Origin of the sequence: Ureibacillus endophyticus (assembly GCF_024159215.1) — a bacterium.
GTDB classification, from domain to species: domain Bacteria; phylum Bacillota; class Bacilli; order Bacillales_A; family Planococcaceae; genus Ureibacillus; species Ureibacillus endophyticus.
Genome location: NZ_JAMYWW010000001.1, coordinates 2,039,150 through 2,058,555, shown reverse-complemented (window position 1 = coordinate 2,058,555; position 19,406 = coordinate 2,039,150). Strand labels below are relative to the sequence as shown.

The following is a 19,406-nucleotide window of genomic DNA, read 5'->3' as shown; positions in this document are numbered from 1 at the left end:
TGGTGAAACATAACTAAAGAAATCTCGATAAGCCTTTCGTTTTAATAGTTGTTCTCCAGTTGGGAGGTTACCTTTAGAATTTTTACCCAATCGTATGTCCTTTCTACCACAATTTGTGCATATTCCAGCCCCCATAAAACAGCTGTTGGAGTTATTAAGTTGTGGTTTTTACGTAATAATGTTTCAACCTCAGCTGTTACAACACCAGAGTAGCTAATTCAATTAAAATGGTTTCATCTTTTTCTCTTCATAGTTTCAATTCATTTAGAAATGAATTAAGTTTTTAGATAAAAAATGTAACCTTTTTCCTGTCTGAAGAGTCTAATTAATAGAAAGTAATAAATAAATGCTTTGGGTTGTATAATATTTCCAAACTTATACGATATAAAGGGTAGTACAGAATAACGTGTTTTGAGGTGTTATATAGAAATGGATCGAGAGTTGATTGCTCAAATTGCGTCTGACAATCTAAAATTAGTGCGAACAGAATATCAATTCACTCAAGAAAAGATGGCAGAGATTCTTGGGATTTCAAAGAAAACGCTTATTCAGATTGAAAAGGGGAAATGTCTTGCTAATTGGACAACGACGATTGCAATTTGTGCTCTTTTCCAAGATAGTAAAACGTTAAAGAAACAGTTAGGTGATGACCCATTAGAACTAGTAGAATTAACAATACATGATGTGATCATTCGACCTACAGAAAAAACCTTTGGAGGCGTTATTTGGTGGAAAAATCTTTATAAATATCGTGGTTTTAAATTACAGCAAAATTTACTAAGTAAACATTATCGTATTTTAGATGACGAAAATTATCGGTTACTAAGCACCTTTGATCAAAAAGTTGCTAAGGAAAAATGGGAAGATATTATCAAAAAAATATAAATACATAACTTTATTTTATTTGGAGTGAGATGAGTGCTAAATAGAATGCCGAATGAACAAATACAATGGTTGGTTTCCGAGATTCAATCTTTTTATTTAAAAGAGAGACAAGAGAAGATATCAGAGATAGAAGCGCAACGATTACTTGATTTTATTAAAGATACGATTTCCCCAATTTTATACAATGCCATTTTGTACGATGTGTTTCGTATCATTGAAAATCAATGTGATCACTTAGAAAAAGAAATATTACAATTAGAACAACCTAGCACGTTGAAAAAACTAAAATTTAATTAAAATAAATGAAAGTGCGCTCTTTATTCGGGCGCACTTTTGTTTTCCTTTAAAAAGAGTGAAGCTAGGCAACCTAGCAGTAAAATGCCGCTAAATGTTGAAAAAGAAACAAATGCATTGCTAACTTGCATTAATTTTGTCGCTAACATTGGTCCAATACTTGCACCTATAAACAAAATAAACGCGTTAAAAAGTAATGCTGTACCTCTTTGATTGGCAGCACGTTGACTTATGAGTGTAATATTAATCGGTACAACGAGTGAGATACTTGCCACGAATAATAGACTAAAAACAATGGTTAATAAGTTTGGGGTAATGGCCATTAAAAATAATGCGACTGAAGCAATACCTAAACAAGTACGAAATGATTGGATTTCCCCAAACTTATCCGAAATTTTCCCTGCAAGAATGCACATAACCGTTCCTATTAAACCAACAGCGCGGGCTAAGAATACCTGTTGTTCCGTAAAGTAGAAGGGAGGTGCAAGAAGAAAGGCTTCTAAAATGGTATACATTCCGATTAAAGAAAATAATAATATAAAGGAAAATGAAAATGATATTGATAGTTGTTTGTTGAATAATAAATTCTTTATGTTAAGAAAGTTTAAAAAAATAGAATTTTTATGTTTATTAGCAGAGTCTTTGGGTAAAAGAGTGATTGTAAGGATACTAGTTATCAAATATAGTATTGCTAGGATAATATAGATCCAATTTAACCCCAAGTATTTTTGTATGAGTGTTGCAAATAGCTGTGCAAGGACACTGGAAATGAGAAATCCTGAAGTCATAAAACCAAATGCACTTTTTCGCTTTTCAAGAGGGTAGACATCCCCAATATAGGCGAGGGAAATGGGTACAAATGCTGCTGCACCAATACCTTGAAGGATACGAAAGATAAGTAGTAATGTGTAGTTATTGATAAATGCACAAATAAATGTGGCGATGGTTAGTATAAAAATTCCAAATATTAAAAAAATCTTTCTGCCATACCGATCGGATAATGGGCCATAAATCAAACAGCATAATGCGTAAGTTAAAGAAAAAATACTGCCAATCCAAATGGCCTTTGTTTCATTAACATGAAACGTGTTCATCAATATGTCGGTCAATGGAATTGTAAAATACATACTCATTAAAATTATTAATCCTGCCCAAGAGAGGATTATCGTCATAATCGTAAATTGCAATTTTTCATTACTGAAAATCACTCAATAGACGCTCCTTTTGTCATCTTTGTACCTAACATTTTATTATGCTAGAGAATATTTATGACTGATAATTTGCGATGAGGATGGTAATCAGTCACCGCAGGAGAAATATTACATAAAAAAGAAAAGGGTGTCCAAAAAGAATTAACTTTTTGAACACCAGTATAAATAAATACAAAAAAATATATATAAACAATTGCTAAAATTGTTACGCTGCTTTATGAGAATATAAATTAAGTAAAGCATCGAGTTCTTGACTACATGTTACTGTTTTAGGGTGAGTAAAACCGAAATGATGTGCTTTTTTGTACATATCTTTTCTTTTCATTTCAATTAGTAGTCTTAATACTTGTTTGTAAAATTTACTTTTCATTTTAAAAATTCTCCCCCAAGATTTTGTATAATAGTAAATTTTCTGCTATGACTTATGTTATTGTACTTCATTACAAGTGAAAAAAATGTCGGTTTATGACTCAAATCAAGAAGTTCGTAATTTTGTCACATTTAACATATTTTAAAGACCAAAATTAATTTCAATAAAAAATCTGTGCTAAAAGTGGTTGAGAAACCCAGTATTTATCTAGTGTCTCGAGGTTTGATAAATAATCAAGTCTTGTTTTTTTTTATGACAAAGGTAAGGGAAAACTTGTATAAATCGCCAAACACCTTTCGACAATGCATCGAAAGGTGTTGAAATCTGAAAATTTAGATAATATAATATGTCAATTTTGAAAAGGTCAATTTTATAACATTTGTCTTAAAAAAACTATCTCGATATATCTTTTTTTGTGAGGGATTTATAATTTCCTAGAACGAGGGAAGTAATTTTAATTTATTTTGAAATTGAAAAATAGTGAACAAATTTCTCTAAAATGTCACTTAAATTCTAACAATACGAAAGAAATGGTTCGATTTGCAATTAGATTATTAGTATTGCTTTTATTAACCTTTCATTATGGCTCAATAAAAATATTATATTTTTTTGAAAATGTATTCGATCAATCATAAAATCTATTCTTTTTTGGAATATCTTAATATTTAATAACCTTAATTTGTTAGTTTGATTTAAAATAAGAGGTAGGATATTAAATAATTTATTAGAGAAAGAAGGATTTTATGAACCATCTAAATAATACAATGAAGCGGGTTGCATTGTATGTCATTGGTTTATTTTTATTAGCAATTGGTGTGTCATTTTCAATCCAAGCATCCCTAGGTGTTTCACCGGTGTCATCTTTACCATATGCGTTGGCACTCGTTTCAGGATTGTCAGTAGGGGTTATGACTGTCGTATCAAATATATTATTTATCGTTTTACAAGTATTTTTAACGAAACGATTCGATTTACGAGATTTTAGTTTACAATTGCTTATCTCTTTTTTGTTTGGCTTTTACATGGATTTTTCTTTATTTTTAGTACGTCTCTTACCAACACCAGAAACAATCATCATGCGGAGTATCTTTTTAATTATTAGCTTATTCATTGTGGCATTTGCATTACTTGCTTATTTTAATGTGAAATTACCATTAATGCCTTATGATTCCCTAACTTATGCAATTAGCAATCGATTTCAAATGCATTTTCCGAAAGCAAAAATTACAAGTGATTTAATTAATGTTGGTATATCACTAATCGTTTGTTTAATTTGTATACAATCATTTGGTTCCGTAGGTATTGGCACACTAATTTCTGCTTATTTTATAGGGAAGATTTTAGGCATGTTGATGAAAAAGTTCCAAGAACCACTTCTCAATTGGTTGAATAGCGGCGAACAAGAAGAAAGCACCACGGAATTGTAGTTTTTAAAAATAGTGATTTAGCTTTTTGGAGGGATGTCGTATGAAAAGTTGGACAAAGGAAATTGAAATCAATGCACCTATTGAAAAGGTTTGGAAGCTATTTAATGGATCGTTGGAGGATATGCAAAAAATCATGCCCCAAGTTGTTAGACATGAACCGGTTCATGTAACAGAAGAAAAGATCGGTACAATTTATCGTCAAGCATATCGTGAAGGCAAGCGAATTCAAGAGTATGATGTTGAGACGTTAGAATATCTTGAAACGGCTAACGAAAAAAGGGTGAAAATAGGTTTTAATCTTGCCAACATGTTTGACATTACTGCTCTTTATGAATTAAAGAAAATTGACAAAATACCACAACCCACTTTGTCTACACTACAACGAACAAGCCTTTAAAACCTATATTAAAACTTTTGCTAAAATTTGCTTCTAATAAAGTTGTTGTGCAGTTTGTCGAAAGGGTAAAAAAAGTAGCAGAATCGGAATAACCATTATTAACGCGGCTTATAAACTTAGCCGCGATTTTTTATTGGTTGGATTCAAGTAATTTATTCATCTCGTCCATTTCAGTAGAGAGTATTTCGATCATTGTAATTAACTTTAATCGAAATCGTTCAAAGGATTTTTCATCCTCTTCTGAGGGTGCATTAGATAGTAATTGAAGTGTCTCTTTTAATGATTCAATTTGATTAAGAATATTCTTTTTTAATGCTAACGCTTGATTATATTTAATTTCGTATAATAATACATCATCTTCAATTTGTTCAAGATCACTCTGCAAAATGCCATTTTCATCCCTACCATCACCGTTAAAATACCAGTCTGAAAAGGTAAAAGCATATAGTTCGTCAACAGCTTGATTTAAATGATCAAAACAATCATTTGAGATGGGGAAAAACTCATCATTTAAAAATTGTTGAAATGCTAGAAACTCCTGTTCTTCATGATTCTTTGACGAAAAATCCCCAAAGAAAAAGATGACTAGGATTCCCACAATAACAACGCCAATCAATATACCATTCTTCATTTAGTTGGCTCCTTACTAATTATTAATAAAATGATGCGTACCTTTCGATTTTTCATACAATCAATTCACCAATGTACCTATTAATATAATTCGTAATTATATGTTTTACGATTTTGGACAATCTAATAGGTACAAAAAGCGAGGTGACATCATTGATTATTGAAAGGTCGTCAAATTGGCGGGAAGATTTTATTGAACGTGTGAACAATGATGGTCCGTGGGATAGTTGGACTCTATATAAAATGAGTTATGAAGTAGAAAAAATGAATTTAATTCCTGAATTTACAGGATTGCAGGCGCCAAAATTTCTAACAAATCTTCAATTGTTACCACACCAAATTGAAGCTGCACAAACAGTCATCGAGAAAATGAATGGGAAAGCTATTTTAGCCGATGAGGTTGGTTTAGGGAAAACAATTGAAGCTGGATTAATCATGAAAGAATATATGATACGAGGTCTTGTGAAAAAGGCACTGATTTTAGTTCCTGCTTCCCTTCAAAATCAATGGGTGACAGAACTAAATGTACGCTTTTTTATCCCAGCAATTAGTTATCGTAGAAATACACCAATCGAACAATATGATGTCGTTGTCATGAGTATGGATACAGCTAAAAAAAGTCCACACCGTGAAAAAATCTATGAACAAGATTATGACATGATTATTATTGATGAGGCACATAAATTAAAAAATCATAAAACCCAAATCTATGAATTTGTGCAAAGTATAAAAAAGAAGTTTTGTTTATTATTAACAGCTACACCAATTCAAAACGATGTGTTTGAAATTTTCTATCTTGTTTCTTTATTAAAACCAGGTCATTTAGGTAATTATGAAACATTCCAAGAATCCTTCGCAGCAACAAAACGCAGTATTGAAGGAGAAAAATATTTAAAAGAACTGGTTAATCAAGTAATGGTCAGAAATCGCCGATCAGATACTGGAATTGAATGGACAACCCGAAAAGTTCAAACTATCCCAATCCAATTTACAAATGAAGAACGAGAAGTTTATGACATGCTTTGTGAACTAAAATCTGTTTCTTCCGTATTCGCTAGCTCTTTTACAATGGTTACACTTTTAAAAGAAATGTGTAGTAGTAAAGAGGCGACATTCTTAACGTTAAACAAAATGCTTCAAAAAATTAATGCGAAAGAAGAAATCGATTACATTGAACAAATCATTGAAAAATTAATGAAACTAGAAATTAACGCCAAAGCTGAGAAAGTATTAGAAATTATAGAAAAAGCAAACGATAAAGTTATTATTTTTACAGAATATCGTGCAACACAAAGTTATTTACAATGGTATTTGCATACGAAGGGAATCTCCAGTGTGCTGTTTAACGGGAAGTATAGCAAGAGTAAACGGGATTGGATGAAGCAATTATTTAGAGAACAAGCCCAAGTTTTAATCGCAACGGAATCAGGTGGTGAAGGGATAAACCTACAATTTTGTCATCATGTTATAAACTATGATTTACCTTGGAATCCGATGAAACTAGAACAACGAATTGGACGTGTTCATCGTCTAGGACAAGAAGAAGATGTTCATATATACAATCTCGCCATTGAAAACACAATTGAACAAAAAATCCTTGATTTATTAAATGATAAAATTGATGTTTTCGAAAAAGTTGTTGGCGATTTAGATGATATTTTAGAGAAAAAAGCATAATGGTCAACTCACTAAATAAGCAAGAAAGGAGGAAATTTTATGTATGCAACTGAAATTCACGACTATTTAAAAACATTTTTTAAAGAAACCAATTGTGAAATTGTTTCAGATGAAGGATTTCAATTAACCGTCCAATTAACAATTGATATGGACAAACGAATTATGAATCGTCCATTTTATTGGAAGTATATTGAAGCAACAAATAGTGAACCGAATCCTGCACGTCTGACGTTAATCACGGACCGAACCCAGATACAAAATCAGTTTATGGGGGAAATTATTCATTATGGTTCAGGGCGATTAAATCAAATCTTTAAAGCAACCAAAGATCTAGGGTCCTTTGTTTTAATGTATGAGCAAGTCGATAATACACAAAATCAAACAACGTTAACCCCATATTTTTGTATGAATTATAAAGTATCTTATTACTGTGACCAAACAAAAGAAACGATTCATTCCTTAGGTATTAACTTAATCAATGGAGTTATCGAAGACAATTTTCATGAGTCGATTTGCGATATGAATTTAACAAATGAAATGCCAGAAAAAGCATTCTGTCTGCAATACATCATTAAGCCAAGTAGAGCATTGGAACGTTTAGATTTGATGATACAGAACCTCATCACACAAGATGATCACTCTTGGGCAGAGGAAGCGAAAAATAGGTTTGAGAAGGAGTTAGAAGTACTAAATTATTTTTATCAAGATAGAGAGGAAAAACCAGAAATATATGAAATCGAGAAAAAAGGCTTAGAAGAAAGATTTAACCCTAGAATTAAAGTGGAAATTATTAATGGTGGTATTTTTTATTTGAAATAGAACTAGCAGGAGGAGTCTCACTTTTAGAGATTCCTCCATTTTTATTTTTAAAAACGTGAATAGAAAGGAGCGTAAATTGGCTAATTTGATAGTAAAGAGCAATTAAAGGAGAAAGGATTATGAAAAAGAACTATGTTATTGCATACGTAACATTTGCAATCGTTTTAGCACTAGTAGCCTATTATACAATGGATACAACAGAACAAGCACCAGTCGAAAGTGAAGAGCAACTCACAGTAAATTGGTCTTATGATGGTGAAACTGGACCTCAACAATGGATGAATGTGAGTGCTGATTACGCAGCTTGCGGTAGGGGTGAGTTGCAATCACCAATTAATATCGAAGTTTCAAATACTGCCAAGGAAGAACTTGATGAAGAAGTAAAATTGAATTATGAAAAGGCATTGTTTGAAATCGAGAACAATGGTCATACAATTGAAGCAAACTCAACAACACCAGATAATTCATTAATGATCAATGATGAAGAATATAAGTTAACGGGCATTCATTTCCATTCCCCAAGTGAACATCAAATCAATGGGCAGTATTTTGATATGGAAGCACATTTATTCCATGAAACAAAAGATGGGAAAATGGCCATTATTGGATTATTTATTGAAAGTGGAGAAGAGAATAAAGAGCTAGCAGAGATGTGGGCGAATATGCCAAAAGATGGGGCAGAAGCAGTGAAAGTTTTAAAGAACCCGATTAATTTAGATCAGCTGTTACCAGAAGAGAAAAATGTGTATCAATATGTTGGTTCGTTAACTTCGCCGCCTTGTACTGAAGGGGTGAATTGGTTCGTATTAGAGCAACCGATTGAAATGTCAAATGAGCAAATTAATCAATTTAGCTCGATTTTCTTACAAAATAACCGTCCGATTCAACAGTTAAATAATCGTGATGTTTATAAGATTGAGTTGGATTAATAAATTTTAATAAATAGCTAAATGAAAACAGGTACTCATGGAATCTTATGAGTACCTGTTTTTTTCTCGAGTCGCTGTTCTCCGTTCTAGCCGACGCTTTTCGCGGGCAAGTGGACGTCTGAAAACTTTTTTGAGACGTCCACTTTGCTCCTATTGCTTACGCACTTGTCGTAAACAAATTTGCTGTTCCCGCAGAGTTGTCCTTCATTCCAATCAATTTTCAAAGGAATTTCTGTTTCTAATGCATCCGTAAGATTAAAAAAATCTACTTATTTTCTAACCACTTCTTATTGTTGTCATATTATTCAAAACCTTCTTGATTAAAAACTTCTATGTCAATGAGTTGAGCACCGGCTTTGTTTAGGAGGGTTTCGATTTCTTTAACTGTTTCTGATGTTGCGCCTTTTGCTAATGTTACGATAATTCTTCGTAAGTAGTATTTATCATCATCCATGGAGAAAACACTATGAATTCCTGATTTTTTCTTTATGCTCTTAAGGATCTTAGCTAATATGCCTTCAGTATCAGGTAGTGCAATGGTTAAGGCACAGCTGCCAGTTTTATATCCCCATGCTTCTTCAAGTAATTCAAATACTTTCGAGTGCGTTAAAATACCGGTAAAATTCTTATTATCATCAATGACAGCAAGATAAGGCAATCTTTTAATGGTAAAGAAAATTTCGAAGAAGGAGCTTTCTTCATGAATTGTGCCATCTTGATCAACGGCTAATTCAGAAATCGGAACATTTTCATTTCCATGCTCCAGTTTATGTTCTAAAATATCCACTTTATAGGCATTGCCAATAAATTTGTTCCCTTGTTCATCTAAAATGGGAATACATCTATAGCCAGATTCATTCAATAAATTTAAAACTTCAGTACTCGAATCGTTTTCCTTACACCAAATAACCTCGTTTTTCTTTACGTATCGTTGTTTAACAATCACAATTTTTCTTCCCTTCCATTTGAGAAAATCTAGGCAAACGGATTTTGCGCATAGAATTTCAAACTATTTTTAGAATATGAAACCATGTAGAGAGATATTCATCATGAAATGTATAAATGCCAACAAACCGCAAAAAATATGAGCACACAAAATGTTAAGTTGTGTACTTTACCAAAAAATATTATTTGGAGGTTATTACATGGGAATTATTTACCGGCTTGCATTAGTATTAGCCATTATTGGTGCAATAAATTGGGGACTTATTGGTTTATTTCAGTTTGACCTAGTGGCTACGTTATTCGGAGGACAAGATACTTTCCTATCCAGAACGGTTTATACACTTGTTGGAATCAGTGGTCTTTTATGTATTCCATTATTATTTAGAGCATTTGAAGAAGATGAAGTTGATACAGTTACAAACGATACACGCAATAGTAATGCCTATACTAATATGAATTATCAAACAGAATTTGGTGAAGAAACTGAATTTACTGAAGAAGATAGAAAACGTGCCCGTGAATTATATACGGATGATAAATAATGAGAAATCGATGGTGAAAACATTTGTCACCATCGATTTTTTGTGTAAAAGAAAAGGAGTTGTCTGAAAAGTCATTTTGAGACAACTCCTTTGCGACGAGGATAGTGGGAATTTATTTCGACTACCGCAGGAGCAATAATTCATAAGAGATATTTACCAAGAAAGAATAGAGGTGTCCAAAAAATTATTACTTTTTGGACACCTCCAATATATTTATTCCGTTAACTTTTCATATTTTTTTGGGAAAGGTACTCCAATTTTTTCGAACTCTGCTTTCGCTTCATTTACGCGTTCTTTTATTTTAGCTTTTGTTTCTTCATCAAGCTTATCAAATTTTTCACGCATAGGGTCTTTTGGTAAATCTACTCCGAATTCCGCTAGCTTCTCTTTTGCTTGTTCTTCGGTAATAGTTCCATCTTTCTTTTGTTTGAAGATGTCTTTCACTTGTTTCTTTTGTTCTTCATTTAAATTTTCAAAGGCTTTACAGTGTTCTTTATCTTTCTTTGTATCAATTCCCAGTTCAGAAAGTTGTTTATCTGCTTCTTCTTTAGATATTTTACCTTCTTCGGCTTGTTTGAAGATGTCCTTTGCTTTCATCTTCGTTTCCTCATCAAGATTATCAAGGAAATCATGATGATGTTGTGGTGGTTTTAATCCCCATTTTTCTAAATCAGTTTTTAAAGATTCTAATATTGTGTCTACTTGTTGCTTTTTCTCCTTATCAAGCTTGTCATAATTATCATGGAAGCTATGGTCATGAGCCAAAATTGGAGTCGCTTGTGCTCCAAAAATGCCAAAAGCTAAAATTGGTGTTAAAAAGTACACCCAATATTTATTTTTTCCCTTCATAGTATTACTCCTTTCATTTCTTTTCGAATATATTCTTCCCGATTTTTTAAATTCCATTAGTCTATTTAAAATAGATGTTTGCATAAAGTGTTTACTATACCCTTTTATAAATTGGAATAACTTTTCCTATTTCAGGTAAAAATGCGATTGTATCCAAAATTTAGAAAATGAGTGGTGGTTAAATGGGATATCTTTTAATTGTGATTTTAATTATGGCAATACTAAGTTTAATATTGAATTTTATAGGAAAAAAAATCTCTTATAGTTATATACTATATACGCCTCCCATTTCGTTAAGTGTTGGAATATGCCTTTATTTAGTGAAACTATTTAATATCGATTATCCAGTAGAAGGTTTTTCCATTATTTTTGATTTACTTGTATTAACTGCACTTATTACGGTATGGATTTTTGCTATTATTGAAACAATTATTATTGATGTAATTGAACAAGGACCTGAAATTAAAGATGACTTCACTTATTTAGGGAAAAAACTAGTAACGTTATGTAAATTGGCTGTTGAAAGAATAAAGAGTAAGCGTACAAAACTAGAACCATTCGAGCTAATGGAAGAAGAGTCAGTTGAAAATGTAGAGAAAAGGGAAAAGGTGACACAGAAGTGAAAACAGCGGTATTTTTAGATCGAGATGGAGTCATAAATGAAGTACTATCTGCACGCGTAAAATTTGTGAATAAAAAAAGTGATTTATATTTCTTACCTGGCGTTCCAGAGGCAATTAAGAAGTTAAATGCTTCGTTTGATTATATTTTCGTTGTGACTAATCAAGGTGGAGTTGGGCTTGGGTTTATGAAGGAAGCTCAGCTTGTAAAGATTCATGAGCACATGGTGAGCGAGCTGAAAAAACACGGGGCCATTATACATGATGTCGCTTATTGTGCCCATAAACCAAAAGCTGGCTGTGAATGTCGAAAGCCTGGAAGTAAGATGATTGAGGATCTTGCTAAAAAGTATGAGGTAGAGCTTTCAAAATCTTATATGGTAGGGGATACAGATACAGATATTATGGCTGGGAAAAAAGCAGGGACTAAATGTGTTTACCTAGGTGATCACGATGAACTGGCAGATGCCGTTTGCACAGATCTATTACGAGCTGCAGATTGGATTATTGAGGATTTAAAGAAGAACACCATTGAAAAATGAAGCTTCATTTTCAATGGTGTTTTTATGTTTAACGTCTTTTCTTTTTATCGAGAGCAGATAGCACTGGTGCTTGTTTCTTCTTAACTTCCAACTCAACAGCGACATGGTATCTGTATCCATCTACATCGGTAACTGATAATACTGTCCCTTTTCGTCCTTTAATTTTAATTGCTGCTCCTTCTAATGGTACTTCATTAAGTAATTGACTTAATATCAGGTTATTTTTTTCATAAAAGTGAACAGCATACATAATTCATCGCTCCTCCTCAAGGATAATCACGGACAGTGCCGAAAACAAATAAGTTCAACTAGTCAATCCGTGGCGGTGAAGGGTACCGACTGATTGAAGTTTCACTTTATTCATTTTATGTCGAGGGAGGAGATATAGAATAAGTTGGAACGACCTTAAAAAATTTCAACTTCTTTATAATATTTATTTAATGTCATGAGTGCACTACCCATTCTTTCATCTTGCGGCATGATAACACGATTGACACCATATTCTTTTAAAACTTTTCCTGTTACTTTACCAACTGATAATGCAATAACATTCGTTTCAAATGCCTCGAGCAATTCTTTATTTTTGTGTTGAGCAACTGCATATTTGAATAGATATTTTACTTGAGGTGTACTTGTGAAACTAACAGCATCCAGTTCGTTGGAAAGTATCTCGTTTAATAATTTTTCTAACACTTCTGTTTGTGGCGGGATATGTTCGTACGGTAATATTTCTTGCACCGTATTATTTCTTTCAATTAACCAATCAATTAATTCTGAATGAGGTTCACCATATAGTTGAACAGCTATCGATTGGTTTGATAGTTGTTGTGCTTCTAGTTGTCGAATGAGTCCAACAATACTTCCATCATCATCCCGAACAATAGGATTTAATCCTCTTTTTTTCAATGCATTGGCCGTTTTATACCCACGAATGGCAATTTTTAAATTTTGTAATGCAGCGAGTAAGGAGTCCTCTTTTCCTGCGTCTTTTGCAATCTCAAATAATTTTTCAAAACCAATACCTGTTGTAAAGATTGCCCATTGGAATTTGCCATTAATAATTTTATCAATTTCTGGTTCGATTACTGCTGCATCAAAAAAGATTGTCCCTTGAGCAGGGCGGTGTACTGCAGAACCACCAAGTTGTACGATGATTGCTGATTGTTCTTCAATTTTTCTAGTGCCAAGTAATGCGATTCGTTTATTCTCTAATCCAGCCATAAAAGTCCTCCTTAACATTCTATTATTGATATATTAGCAAATAATAAATTGAAAAGGGGGATTTTTTTCAGAAAATAAAGTAAATTCATTGGATTTGAATGAATTGTGAACATGAAAATAAAACGGAAATGAGACAAAACAAAAAACTCAATATTTTTCACTTAAGAAAAATGTTGAGTTTTTCATGTACGTTCCATTGCGTGCCCAGAATCTATGTTTATTTACTATTCTTTTCGAAAAATCACTTATGTGTCAGCATTAAAAAGATTTATATAACTAGATCTACTTCCTTTGAAACCCATAGTTCTTGCAGAATGATACGAATTGTATGCATATGAGAGTTTGCATTATCTAATATGTCCATATAATCGTCCATTTTTTTATGCTTATTGATAAATTTTGATAGTTTTAATTTGTTGTGTGTATACCTAGCCAATTCCGCAACTTGAGGTGATTGAAGACATTGCTTTAAAAAGTTTAATTTAAATAACTCCAATTCTTTCCGATACTCATCTTCCTTCATTGTAATATTTACTAGTTTTAGCTGCATGATTCGATTTTGAACTTGATTTGTTAAATCACGAATATATTCAATAGTCAGCTTTTGATTCTCAGATAACTTATATACGACAGGAGCGGCGGGATAGTCAATTTCTTCAAAAGCCATTTTCAGGAATGTTTCATAGGCCTTCTTATAATCCATAGAATCACCTCTTGTATTATAGTTAATAGATTATATGCAAGAAATTTATGATAATTCGATATTAGTCATATAATCATACAACTGTATAATGAGGAAATTAATTCCAATGTTAAAGATAGAAAGTGCATTGTTAAGCATGAGAATGTTTCAAGATTCCTAATATTATTGATAATTTTTTTGAGATTTTAGGGGCTTTTTTATGAGAACAGAGATATATAAATCATATACAACAAATGTTTTCGAATATATTAATTGAGGGGTGATAGAAAATTATGGTAAAAATCGGATTTGATGCAGGACACGGTATTAATACCCCAGGAAAACGCACACCAGATGGAGAAAGGGAATGGTCATTTAATAATCAAGTGGTCATTGCATTCCAAAAAGAACTTTCTCAATATGGTGGGGTGGAGTTACGTCGATTTGATGATCCAACTGGCCAGAGGGATGTGCCATTATTAGAACGAACAAATGGCGCAAATCGATGGGGAGCAGACTATTATATCTCTTTTCATCACAATGCTCTGGCAGGACAATGGGGTAACCATACAGGTGTGGAGACATTTGTTTATACTAGTCCAAAACCAGGAAGTTTGGCATTAGCAAATGCAATCCATCCTGCAGTAGTACTCGCATACGGTTTGCGCGATAGGGGAATTAAAAGGGCCAATTTACACATTGTTCGGGAAACAACAATGCCGGCCATTTTAATTGAAGGCGGATTTATGGACAGCACAATTGACATAAAAAAGTTAAGGGATAACCAAGTATTAGCAAATGCGGGTACTCAAATTGCACAAGCACTTGCAAAATACCTTGGATTAAAGAAAACCACGAAGGAAGGAGAATTAACCGTGGCGCAATACGAAGAGTTAAAAAAATTAATTGAAGCACAAGCTAAGCGGATTCAAACACTTGAATCAATGATTGGCTTAAACGAACGGGAAGCTTCAGCAACTCACAAAGAAGCTTGGGAATGGGCAATAAATGAGAGACTATTGAATGGGAAGTATCCAAACCGTCCATTATCAAGAGAACAATTTGCTACTATTGAATATCGAAAAGCGAAAAAATAATAAAAATGAAGGCCTGAACTTAGTGTTTAGGTCTTCATGTTTTTTAATCAATAGTAGATTATTTTTTACTATGTTAAAATAAGCATATTGAATTATGTTTCTAGGAAAGTATGTGATAAAATCTATGAAATTTCACTCACTTGGAAAATTAGGGAATAAGCTATTAAACTCAATTATTTTTTCAGCGATATTAATTATTATAGTCGTTATACTACTCACCTTTTCCATTCGTTTTGCCTTAGATGCGAATATAAAAGGTCAACGTATATTAGATACTATTGACGTATCTGCTAACCAACTATTCCGATCCATCATTGATCAGGAAACTGGTCAAAGGGGGTATAGTTTAACGAACCATGAGGAATTTTTAGAACCTTATTATTTAGGACAGGCAGAGTTTTCTAAAAGTTCTGCCGATTTATTGAGTAATACGAAAAGTTTTGAAAAATTACAAAACAAAGCATTAGAAATTATACAGCTTGGGGAGCATTGGCAATCAACTTATGCTGAAATATTTGTAGAACAAGGGCGTAATGGAGAAAATCTTAATATAAATTTATTAGATGATGCCAAACATGCCTCGGATGATTTTAGAAATAATTTCTTTGAATTTAGTAAGAGTATTGATGAAGAGCGGACGATTGTTCGAAATACAATGAAGTATCGAATTAATATGACATTAATTATATTAGTAGCAACAATTATTGTTATTATGTTAGTGAACCTATTGATTAATTTTAGAATTCTAAAAGCATTAATTAAACCGATTATTAAGCTAAGTAGCTGTGTACAATCTTATACAGAACATGATTTTACAAAAGAAGTTCCAATTTATAATAAACAGGACGAACTTGCTGATTTAATAAGAAATGTTGGCGTCATGCGTACTGAATTATCATCAAATATCCATTCTTTAGAGGAGAAAGTAAATTTTGATGGATTAACGGGACTTTATAATAGAAGGTTTTTTAATGATGTATTTACTAATGTATGGGAAGAATCTTTAGAAACTACAGAACCATTGTCTTTTATTCTATTAGATATTGATTATTTCAAAGATTATAACGATACATATGGTCATTTAAAAGGTGATGAGTGTTTAAAAAGGATTTCTAAAAAGTTGAAAGAATTTAATAAAGAGCCAAACAGTTATGTAGCAAGACTTGGAGGAGAAGAATTTGTAGTGCTGTTACGCAATCAAAATAAACAGCAAACCTTACAAGTGGTAGAGGAAATTCGTGCTGCTATTTTGGCATTAAGAATTCCACATCAAACATCACTAACAAATGAATATGTGACCGTTAGTATAGGAGTTTCTACAATTACACCAACAGAAAACTTAAAGCCGTCTGACATGTATATAATGGCTGACCAAGCGCTATACGAGTCCAAAAATAATGGACGTAATCAAGTAACTAATTATGGAAAAAAGAAAGAGTATTTAACATTATAAATTCATATTTTGCTGCCTTCTTTTTAGGCAGTTTTTTTCTTAGTTTGAGACAATGTATAAATCGGTTCACAAAAATAAAAATATTAATTTATAATTTAAGGAAGACTGTACCAGTAGTGATAAAGGAGCATATATCGTGAAGGCAATAAATTTATTATCCCTGTTGAGTGCTAGAATGGATTTAAGTTTAACAAACTTTTCGAAGTACGTGACGCAATTTGGGATGAATCCGAAAATCCGTATTAGTGAAATAGATGATCTCAAATCGTTAGTAGAGGAAATGAAAAAACATACAGACCAATTCACTACTTTTCATAATTTTTATGTTGGCTTTATGATTAACCGGATTGGCAAAGAATTTGATTTATTACGAATTGGGGAAAAGAGTGTTGTTAATATTGAGTTGAAACGTGAAAGTAGTGAAGAAAAGGTACTTCGACAGCTCGTACAAAATCAATATTATTTAAAATTTCTCGATAAAGAAGTTTATAACTTTACATTCATTTCATCTACTAAGAAACTGTACTTTTTAACAGATTTGAATCAACTACAAGAAGTAGAAATGCCACTTCTGATAGAAAGACTACAAGAACAAACATTTATTCATATCGATAATCTAGACGATGTGTTTGATCCAACGAATTATTTAGTATCTCCTTTTAACTCACCGGAAAGTTTTATGGAGGATAAATATTTCCTTAGTGCTCAGCAAAGTACATATAAACGAGAAATATTAAATTTAATTCCAACTGATAAGACAAGTTTTATCGTCATAGAAGGTGGACCGGGTACTGGTAAAACGCTTTTAACGTATGACATTGCAAAAGAATTTATGAAAAATAATAAGAAAGTGCTCATTTTCAACTGTGGAAGGTTAAATAAAGGACATGAGAAATTAATTAATGATTATCAATGGCCGATAGAACCGATTAGTAATTTTAATAAAGCAAAGCAGTTAACCTATGATTTCTCTCAGTACGATTTAATCATTTTTGATGAAGCACAGCGATTGTATAAAAATAAGTTTTTCAAATTGATCGAGTTAATAACAGATTTAAAGATTAAGTGTATTTTTTCATTAGACCCTGATCAAGTACTGACAACCTTTGAAATTAATAATAATATTCCAAAACTCATCCATGAGCAGTTAAAGCCAGTGAAGTATGAATTAACAACCATTATTCGCCATAATATAGAGATTTCTTCATTTATCAATAATTTATTTGACTTAGCTCGAACTTCTGATATTCAAAAGTATACAAATGTTTCGATTCAATATTTTTCTTCTAAAAAGTTTGCAAGAAACTATTTGCAATTTATGAGGGAAGAGGGGTGGAAGATTATTGACTACACGCGATCTGGATATATTGACCAACCGGATAATGACCACTCTCATAAAGGATACCGTAGAGATGTATCCGGAAAAGAATATGACCATGTTGTGGCAGTCATTGATAAATTATTCTATTACAAAGATAATCGGAAATTATCAGCGAAAGAAGAAGGTAGAAAACCGTATTATCAACCAACAAAAATGCTTTATCAAAATATCAATCGTACGAGAAAAAAACTACATCTCGTCATTGTGCATAATTCAGAAGTGTTGGATAAAGTGTTGAAGATATTGAATTGATGAAGAGCAGGAGTAATTATTTTTGAATACTCCTGCTCAAGTTTTTTATGGTTTTAAAATAACTTTAATGCAATTGTCTTGTTTTGTATCGAAAATTTCGTACCCTCTTTTTGCTTGGTCTAACGGAATGACATGGGTAATGATATCGCTTGGGTCCACTTTACCTTCTGCAATGAGTTGATAAAGGTAAGGCATATAATGGACGACAGGTGCTTGACCAGTGCGAATGTTTACATTGCGTTGGAAAATGTCACCAAGTGGGAACCCGTTATAACGAGCACCATACACACCTGTTATTTGAATTGTGCCCCCTTTTCGAACGGCCTGACTTGCGATGACTAGGGCACCCATTGCACCTCCTTGGAGTTTTAAGCCACTAGCTAGAAACTCTAAAGGAGTCATTTTGCCACTCATTCCAACACAATCGATGACCACATCGGCACCGCCTTTTGTGATTTCCTTTAAATACTCACCACAATTTTCATGATCTTCAAAGTTCACAACCTCAACTTTATTTGTCCGTTTCGCATGCTTTAATCGGTAACCGATATAGTCAACGGCAATGACTCTTTCTGCACCCTTTAACCATGCAAACTTTTGTGCCAATAAACCAACAGGACCACAACCAAGAACAATAACTGTATCACCAGCTTTTACCCCTGCATTATCCACACTCCAATAGGCAGTTGTGGCTGTATCGGCCAATAAAACTAAGCTTTCATCTTTTACTTCACTGTTTTCTGGAATTTTAAATGGGATAAAGTTTGCGTAAGGCACACGCATATATTCCGCCTGTCCTCCGGGGAAACCGCCTGTTGTATCAGAATATCCGAAGTAGGCACCCATTTCTCCATTGTCATTGGCATTGTCACATTGGCTTTCTAGTTCATGTTTACAATACCAACATTCCCCACATGCAATATTAAATGGGATGATGACACGATCGCCTTTTTTTACCTTCGAAACACCTTTTCCAACTTCTTCGACAATTCCCATTGGTTCATGTCCAACCACATAATCTTTTCCTAAGTTTGGGATCATCCCATGGAATAGGTGAAGGTCTGAACCGCAAATTGCCGTGGAAGTTAGTTTAATGATAATATCGTCATCTTTTTTTATTTTCGGGTCCTTTACTTCTTTTACTTCAACGTTTTTAATTCCTTGAAACGTAACTGCCTTCATT

Annotated in this window: 22 protein-coding genes; 13 read left to right on the top strand and 9 right to left on the bottom strand. The window is 32.8% G+C overall.

The genetic code is table 11. The features are described 5' to 3' along the window. Positions 1-429 precede the first annotated feature (429 nt). Together NKR20_RS10070 and NKR20_RS10065 are read left to right on the top strand one after the other, a co-directional pair. A complete protein-coding gene (locus NKR20_RS10070) occupies positions 430-885 on the top strand; it encodes a helix-turn-helix transcriptional regulator (RefSeq protein ID WP_121213770.1) in 456 nt (151 codons plus the stop codon). A 33-nt stretch (positions 886-918) separates the two neighbouring features. After that, positions 919-1,182, top strand: a complete 264-nt coding sequence (locus tag NKR20_RS10065) for a DUF2164 family protein (protein ID WP_121213769.1) — start codon at positions 919-921, stop codon at positions 1,180-1,182. A gap of 20 nt (positions 1,183-1,202) precedes the next feature. Here the strand turns inward: NKR20_RS10065 and NKR20_RS10060 are convergent, their stop codons facing one another. Both NKR20_RS10060 and NKR20_RS10055 read right to left on the bottom strand, forming a co-directional pair. Further along, positions 1,203-2,387, bottom strand: a complete 1,185-nt coding sequence (locus tag NKR20_RS10060) for an MFS transporter (RefSeq protein WP_121213768.1) — start codon at positions 2,385-2,387, stop codon at positions 1,203-1,205. 208 nt (positions 2,388-2,595) lie between these two features. Then, a complete protein-coding gene (locus tag NKR20_RS10055; protein ID WP_121213767.1) occupies positions 2,596-2,760 on the bottom strand; it encodes an aspartyl-phosphate phosphatase Spo0E family protein in 165 nt (54 codons plus the stop codon). 743 nt (positions 2,761-3,503) lie between these two features. On the opposite strand from NKR20_RS10055, the gene NKR20_RS10050 reads away from it, so the two are divergent. Next, positions 3,504-4,187 (top strand): YczE/YyaS/YitT family protein, encoded by a 684-nt coding sequence (locus tag NKR20_RS10050; RefSeq protein WP_121213766.1) that lies wholly within the window; start codon positions 3,504-3,506, stop codon positions 4,185-4,187. A gap of 40 nt (positions 4,188-4,227) precedes the next feature. Then, positions 4,228-4,584 carry an SRPBCC family protein gene (locus NKR20_RS10045; RefSeq protein WP_366519718.1) on the top strand — a complete coding sequence of 119 codons (357 nt, stop codon included), beginning with the start codon at positions 4,228-4,230 and terminating at the stop codon, positions 4,582-4,584. A gap of 130 nt (positions 4,585-4,714) precedes the next feature. Here NKR20_RS10045 and NKR20_RS10040 read toward each other — a convergent pair whose 3' ends face one another. Then, positions 4,715-5,215 carry a hypothetical protein gene (locus NKR20_RS10040; RefSeq protein ID WP_253426154.1) on the bottom strand — a complete coding sequence of 167 codons (501 nt, stop codon included), beginning with the start codon at positions 5,213-5,215 and terminating at the stop codon, positions 4,715-4,717. 152 nt (positions 5,216-5,367) lie between these two features. Between NKR20_RS10040 and NKR20_RS10035 the strand changes: the two genes are divergently transcribed. The 3 genes from NKR20_RS10035 to NKR20_RS10025 all read left to right on the top strand — a co-directional run bounded on the left by NKR20_RS10035 (position 5,368) and on the right by NKR20_RS10025 (position 8,639). Then, the gene (locus NKR20_RS10035) at positions 5,368-6,891 is read left to right on the top strand and encodes a DEAD/DEAH box helicase (RefSeq protein WP_253426151.1); all 1,524 of its coding nucleotides are present in this window, start codon (positions 5,368-5,370) and stop codon (positions 6,889-6,891) included. Positions 6,892-6,930: 39 nt separating this feature from the next. Further along, positions 6,931-7,710, top strand: coding sequence for a YqhG family protein (locus NKR20_RS10030; RefSeq protein ID WP_253426146.1), 780 nt, complete (start codon positions 6,931-6,933; stop codon positions 7,708-7,710). Positions 7,711-7,829: 119 nt separating this feature from the next. Then, positions 7,830-8,639 (top strand): carbonic anhydrase, encoded by an 810-nt coding sequence (locus NKR20_RS10025; RefSeq protein WP_253426143.1) that lies wholly within the window; start codon positions 7,830-7,832, stop codon positions 8,637-8,639. Between the two features lie 301 nt (positions 8,640-8,940). Here NKR20_RS10025 and cbpA read toward each other — a convergent pair whose 3' ends face one another. Beyond that, complete coding sequence (gene cbpA, locus NKR20_RS10020; protein WP_253426140.1) at positions 8,941-9,585, bottom strand: cyclic di-AMP binding protein CbpA; 645 nt, start codon at positions 9,583-9,585, stop codon at positions 8,941-8,943. A 199-nt stretch (positions 9,586-9,784) separates the two neighbouring features. Between cbpA and NKR20_RS10015 the strand changes: the two genes are divergently transcribed. Beyond that, positions 9,785-10,126, top strand: coding sequence for a DUF378 domain-containing protein (locus tag NKR20_RS10015; protein WP_121213761.1), 342 nt, complete (start codon positions 9,785-9,787; stop codon positions 10,124-10,126). 213 nt (positions 10,127-10,339) lie between these two features. Here the strand turns inward: NKR20_RS10015 and NKR20_RS10010 are convergent, their stop codons facing one another. After that, positions 10,340-10,975, bottom strand: a complete 636-nt coding sequence (locus NKR20_RS10010) for a hypothetical protein (RefSeq protein ID WP_253426137.1) — start codon at positions 10,973-10,975, stop codon at positions 10,340-10,342. A gap of 320 nt (positions 10,976-11,295) precedes the next feature. Here NKR20_RS10010 and NKR20_RS10005 point away from each other — a divergent pair, with 320 nt between their 5' ends. Both NKR20_RS10005 and NKR20_RS10000 read left to right on the top strand, forming a co-directional pair. Further along, positions 11,296-11,598, top strand: a complete 303-nt coding sequence (locus NKR20_RS10005; RefSeq protein WP_253426133.1) for a hypothetical protein — start codon at positions 11,296-11,298, stop codon at positions 11,596-11,598. Then, entirely contained in the window at positions 11,595-12,137 is a 543-nt protein-coding gene (locus tag NKR20_RS10000) for a D-glycero-alpha-D-manno-heptose-1,7-bisphosphate 7-phosphatase (protein ID WP_253426130.1), read from the top strand. The genes NKR20_RS10005 and NKR20_RS10000 overlap by 4 nt, the downstream gene beginning before the upstream one ends. A gap of 28 nt (positions 12,138-12,165) precedes the next feature. Here NKR20_RS10000 and NKR20_RS09995 read toward each other — a convergent pair whose 3' ends face one another. The 3 genes from NKR20_RS09995 to NKR20_RS09985 form a co-directional block, all read right to left on the bottom strand. After that, positions 12,166-12,387, bottom strand: coding sequence for a hypothetical protein (locus NKR20_RS09995; RefSeq protein ID WP_253426127.1), 222 nt, complete (start codon positions 12,385-12,387; stop codon positions 12,166-12,168). Positions 12,388-12,542: 155 nt separating this feature from the next. Then, on the bottom strand, positions 12,543-13,358 hold the full coding sequence (locus NKR20_RS09990; protein WP_170148387.1) for a uroporphyrinogen-III synthase: 816 nt from the start codon (positions 13,356-13,358) through the stop codon (positions 12,543-12,545). A 268-nt stretch (positions 13,359-13,626) separates the two neighbouring features. Beyond that, complete coding sequence (locus NKR20_RS09985; protein WP_121213755.1) at positions 13,627-14,061, bottom strand: hypothetical protein; 435 nt, start codon at positions 14,059-14,061, stop codon at positions 13,627-13,629. Positions 14,062-14,333: 272 nt separating this feature from the next. Between NKR20_RS09985 and NKR20_RS09980 the strand changes: the two genes are divergently transcribed. The 3 genes from NKR20_RS09980 (at position 14,334) to NKR20_RS09970 (ending at position 18,223) form a co-directional block, all read left to right on the top strand. Next, positions 14,334-15,137, top strand: coding sequence for an N-acetylmuramoyl-L-alanine amidase family protein (locus NKR20_RS09980; protein ID WP_253426123.1), 804 nt, complete (start codon positions 14,334-14,336; stop codon positions 15,135-15,137). A gap of 124 nt (positions 15,138-15,261) precedes the next feature. Beyond that, positions 15,262-16,590 carry a diguanylate cyclase domain-containing protein gene (locus NKR20_RS09975; protein ID WP_253426119.1) on the top strand — a complete coding sequence of 443 codons (1,329 nt, stop codon included), beginning with the start codon at positions 15,262-15,264 and terminating at the stop codon, positions 16,588-16,590. 136 nt (positions 16,591-16,726) lie between these two features. Then, entirely contained in the window at positions 16,727-18,223 is a 1,497-nt protein-coding gene (locus NKR20_RS09970; RefSeq protein ID WP_121213752.1) for an ATP-binding protein, read from the top strand. Between the two features lie 45 nt (positions 18,224-18,268). Here NKR20_RS09970 and NKR20_RS09965 read toward each other — a convergent pair whose 3' ends face one another. After that, positions 18,269-19,405, bottom strand: a complete 1,137-nt coding sequence (locus NKR20_RS09965) for a zinc-dependent alcohol dehydrogenase (protein ID WP_253426101.1) — start codon at positions 19,403-19,405, stop codon at positions 18,269-18,271. Position 19,406: the final 1 nt, after the last annotated feature.

Bases quoted from the DNA above. Each gene is read 5' to 3' on its own strand.
- NKR20_RS09975 (WP_253426119.1), top strand. From the start codon at position 15,262: ATGAAATTTCACTCACTTGGAAAATTAGGGAATAAGCTATTAAACTCA.
- NKR20_RS10070 (WP_121213770.1), top strand. From the start codon at position 430: ATGGATCGAGAGTTGATTGCTCAAATTGCGTCTGACAATCTAAAATTA.
- NKR20_RS10055 (WP_121213767.1), bottom strand. From the start codon at position 2,760: ATGAAAAGTAAATTTTACAAACAAGTATTAAGACTACTAATTGAAATG.
- NKR20_RS10025 (WP_253426143.1), top strand. From the start codon at position 7,830: ATGAAAAAGAACTATGTTATTGCATACGTAACATTTGCAATCGTTTTA.
- NKR20_RS10030 (WP_253426146.1), top strand. From the start codon at position 6,931: ATGTATGCAACTGAAATTCACGACTATTTAAAAACATTTTTTAAAGAA.
- NKR20_RS10010 (WP_253426137.1), bottom strand. From the start codon at position 10,975: ATGAAGGGAAAAAATAAATATTGGGTGTACTTTTTAACACCAATTTTA.
- NKR20_RS09995 (WP_253426127.1), bottom strand. From the start codon at position 12,387: ATGTATGCTGTTCACTTTTATGAAAAAAATAACCTGATATTAAGTCAA.
- NKR20_RS09965 (WP_253426101.1), bottom strand. From the start codon at position 19,405: ATGAAGGCAGTTACGTTTCAAGGAATTAAAAACGTTGAAGTAAAAGAA.
- NKR20_RS09985 (WP_121213755.1), bottom strand. From the start codon at position 14,061: ATGGATTATAAGAAGGCCTATGAAACATTCCTGAAAATGGCTTTTGAA.
- NKR20_RS09990 (WP_170148387.1), bottom strand. From the start codon at position 13,358: ATGGCTGGATTAGAGAATAAACGAATCGCATTACTTGGCACTAGAAAA.
- NKR20_RS10040 (WP_253426154.1), bottom strand. From the start codon at position 5,215: ATGAAGAATGGTATATTGATTGGCGTTGTTATTGTGGGAATCCTAGTC.
- NKR20_RS10045 (WP_366519718.1), top strand. From the start codon at position 4,228: ATGAAAAGTTGGACAAAGGAAATTGAAATCAATGCACCTATTGAAAAG.
- NKR20_RS09980 (WP_253426123.1), top strand. From the start codon at position 14,334: ATGGTAAAAATCGGATTTGATGCAGGACACGGTATTAATACCCCAGGA.
- NKR20_RS10015 (WP_121213761.1), top strand. From the start codon at position 9,785: ATGGGAATTATTTACCGGCTTGCATTAGTATTAGCCATTATTGGTGCA.
- NKR20_RS10050 (WP_121213766.1), top strand. From the start codon at position 3,504: ATGAACCATCTAAATAATACAATGAAGCGGGTTGCATTGTATGTCATT.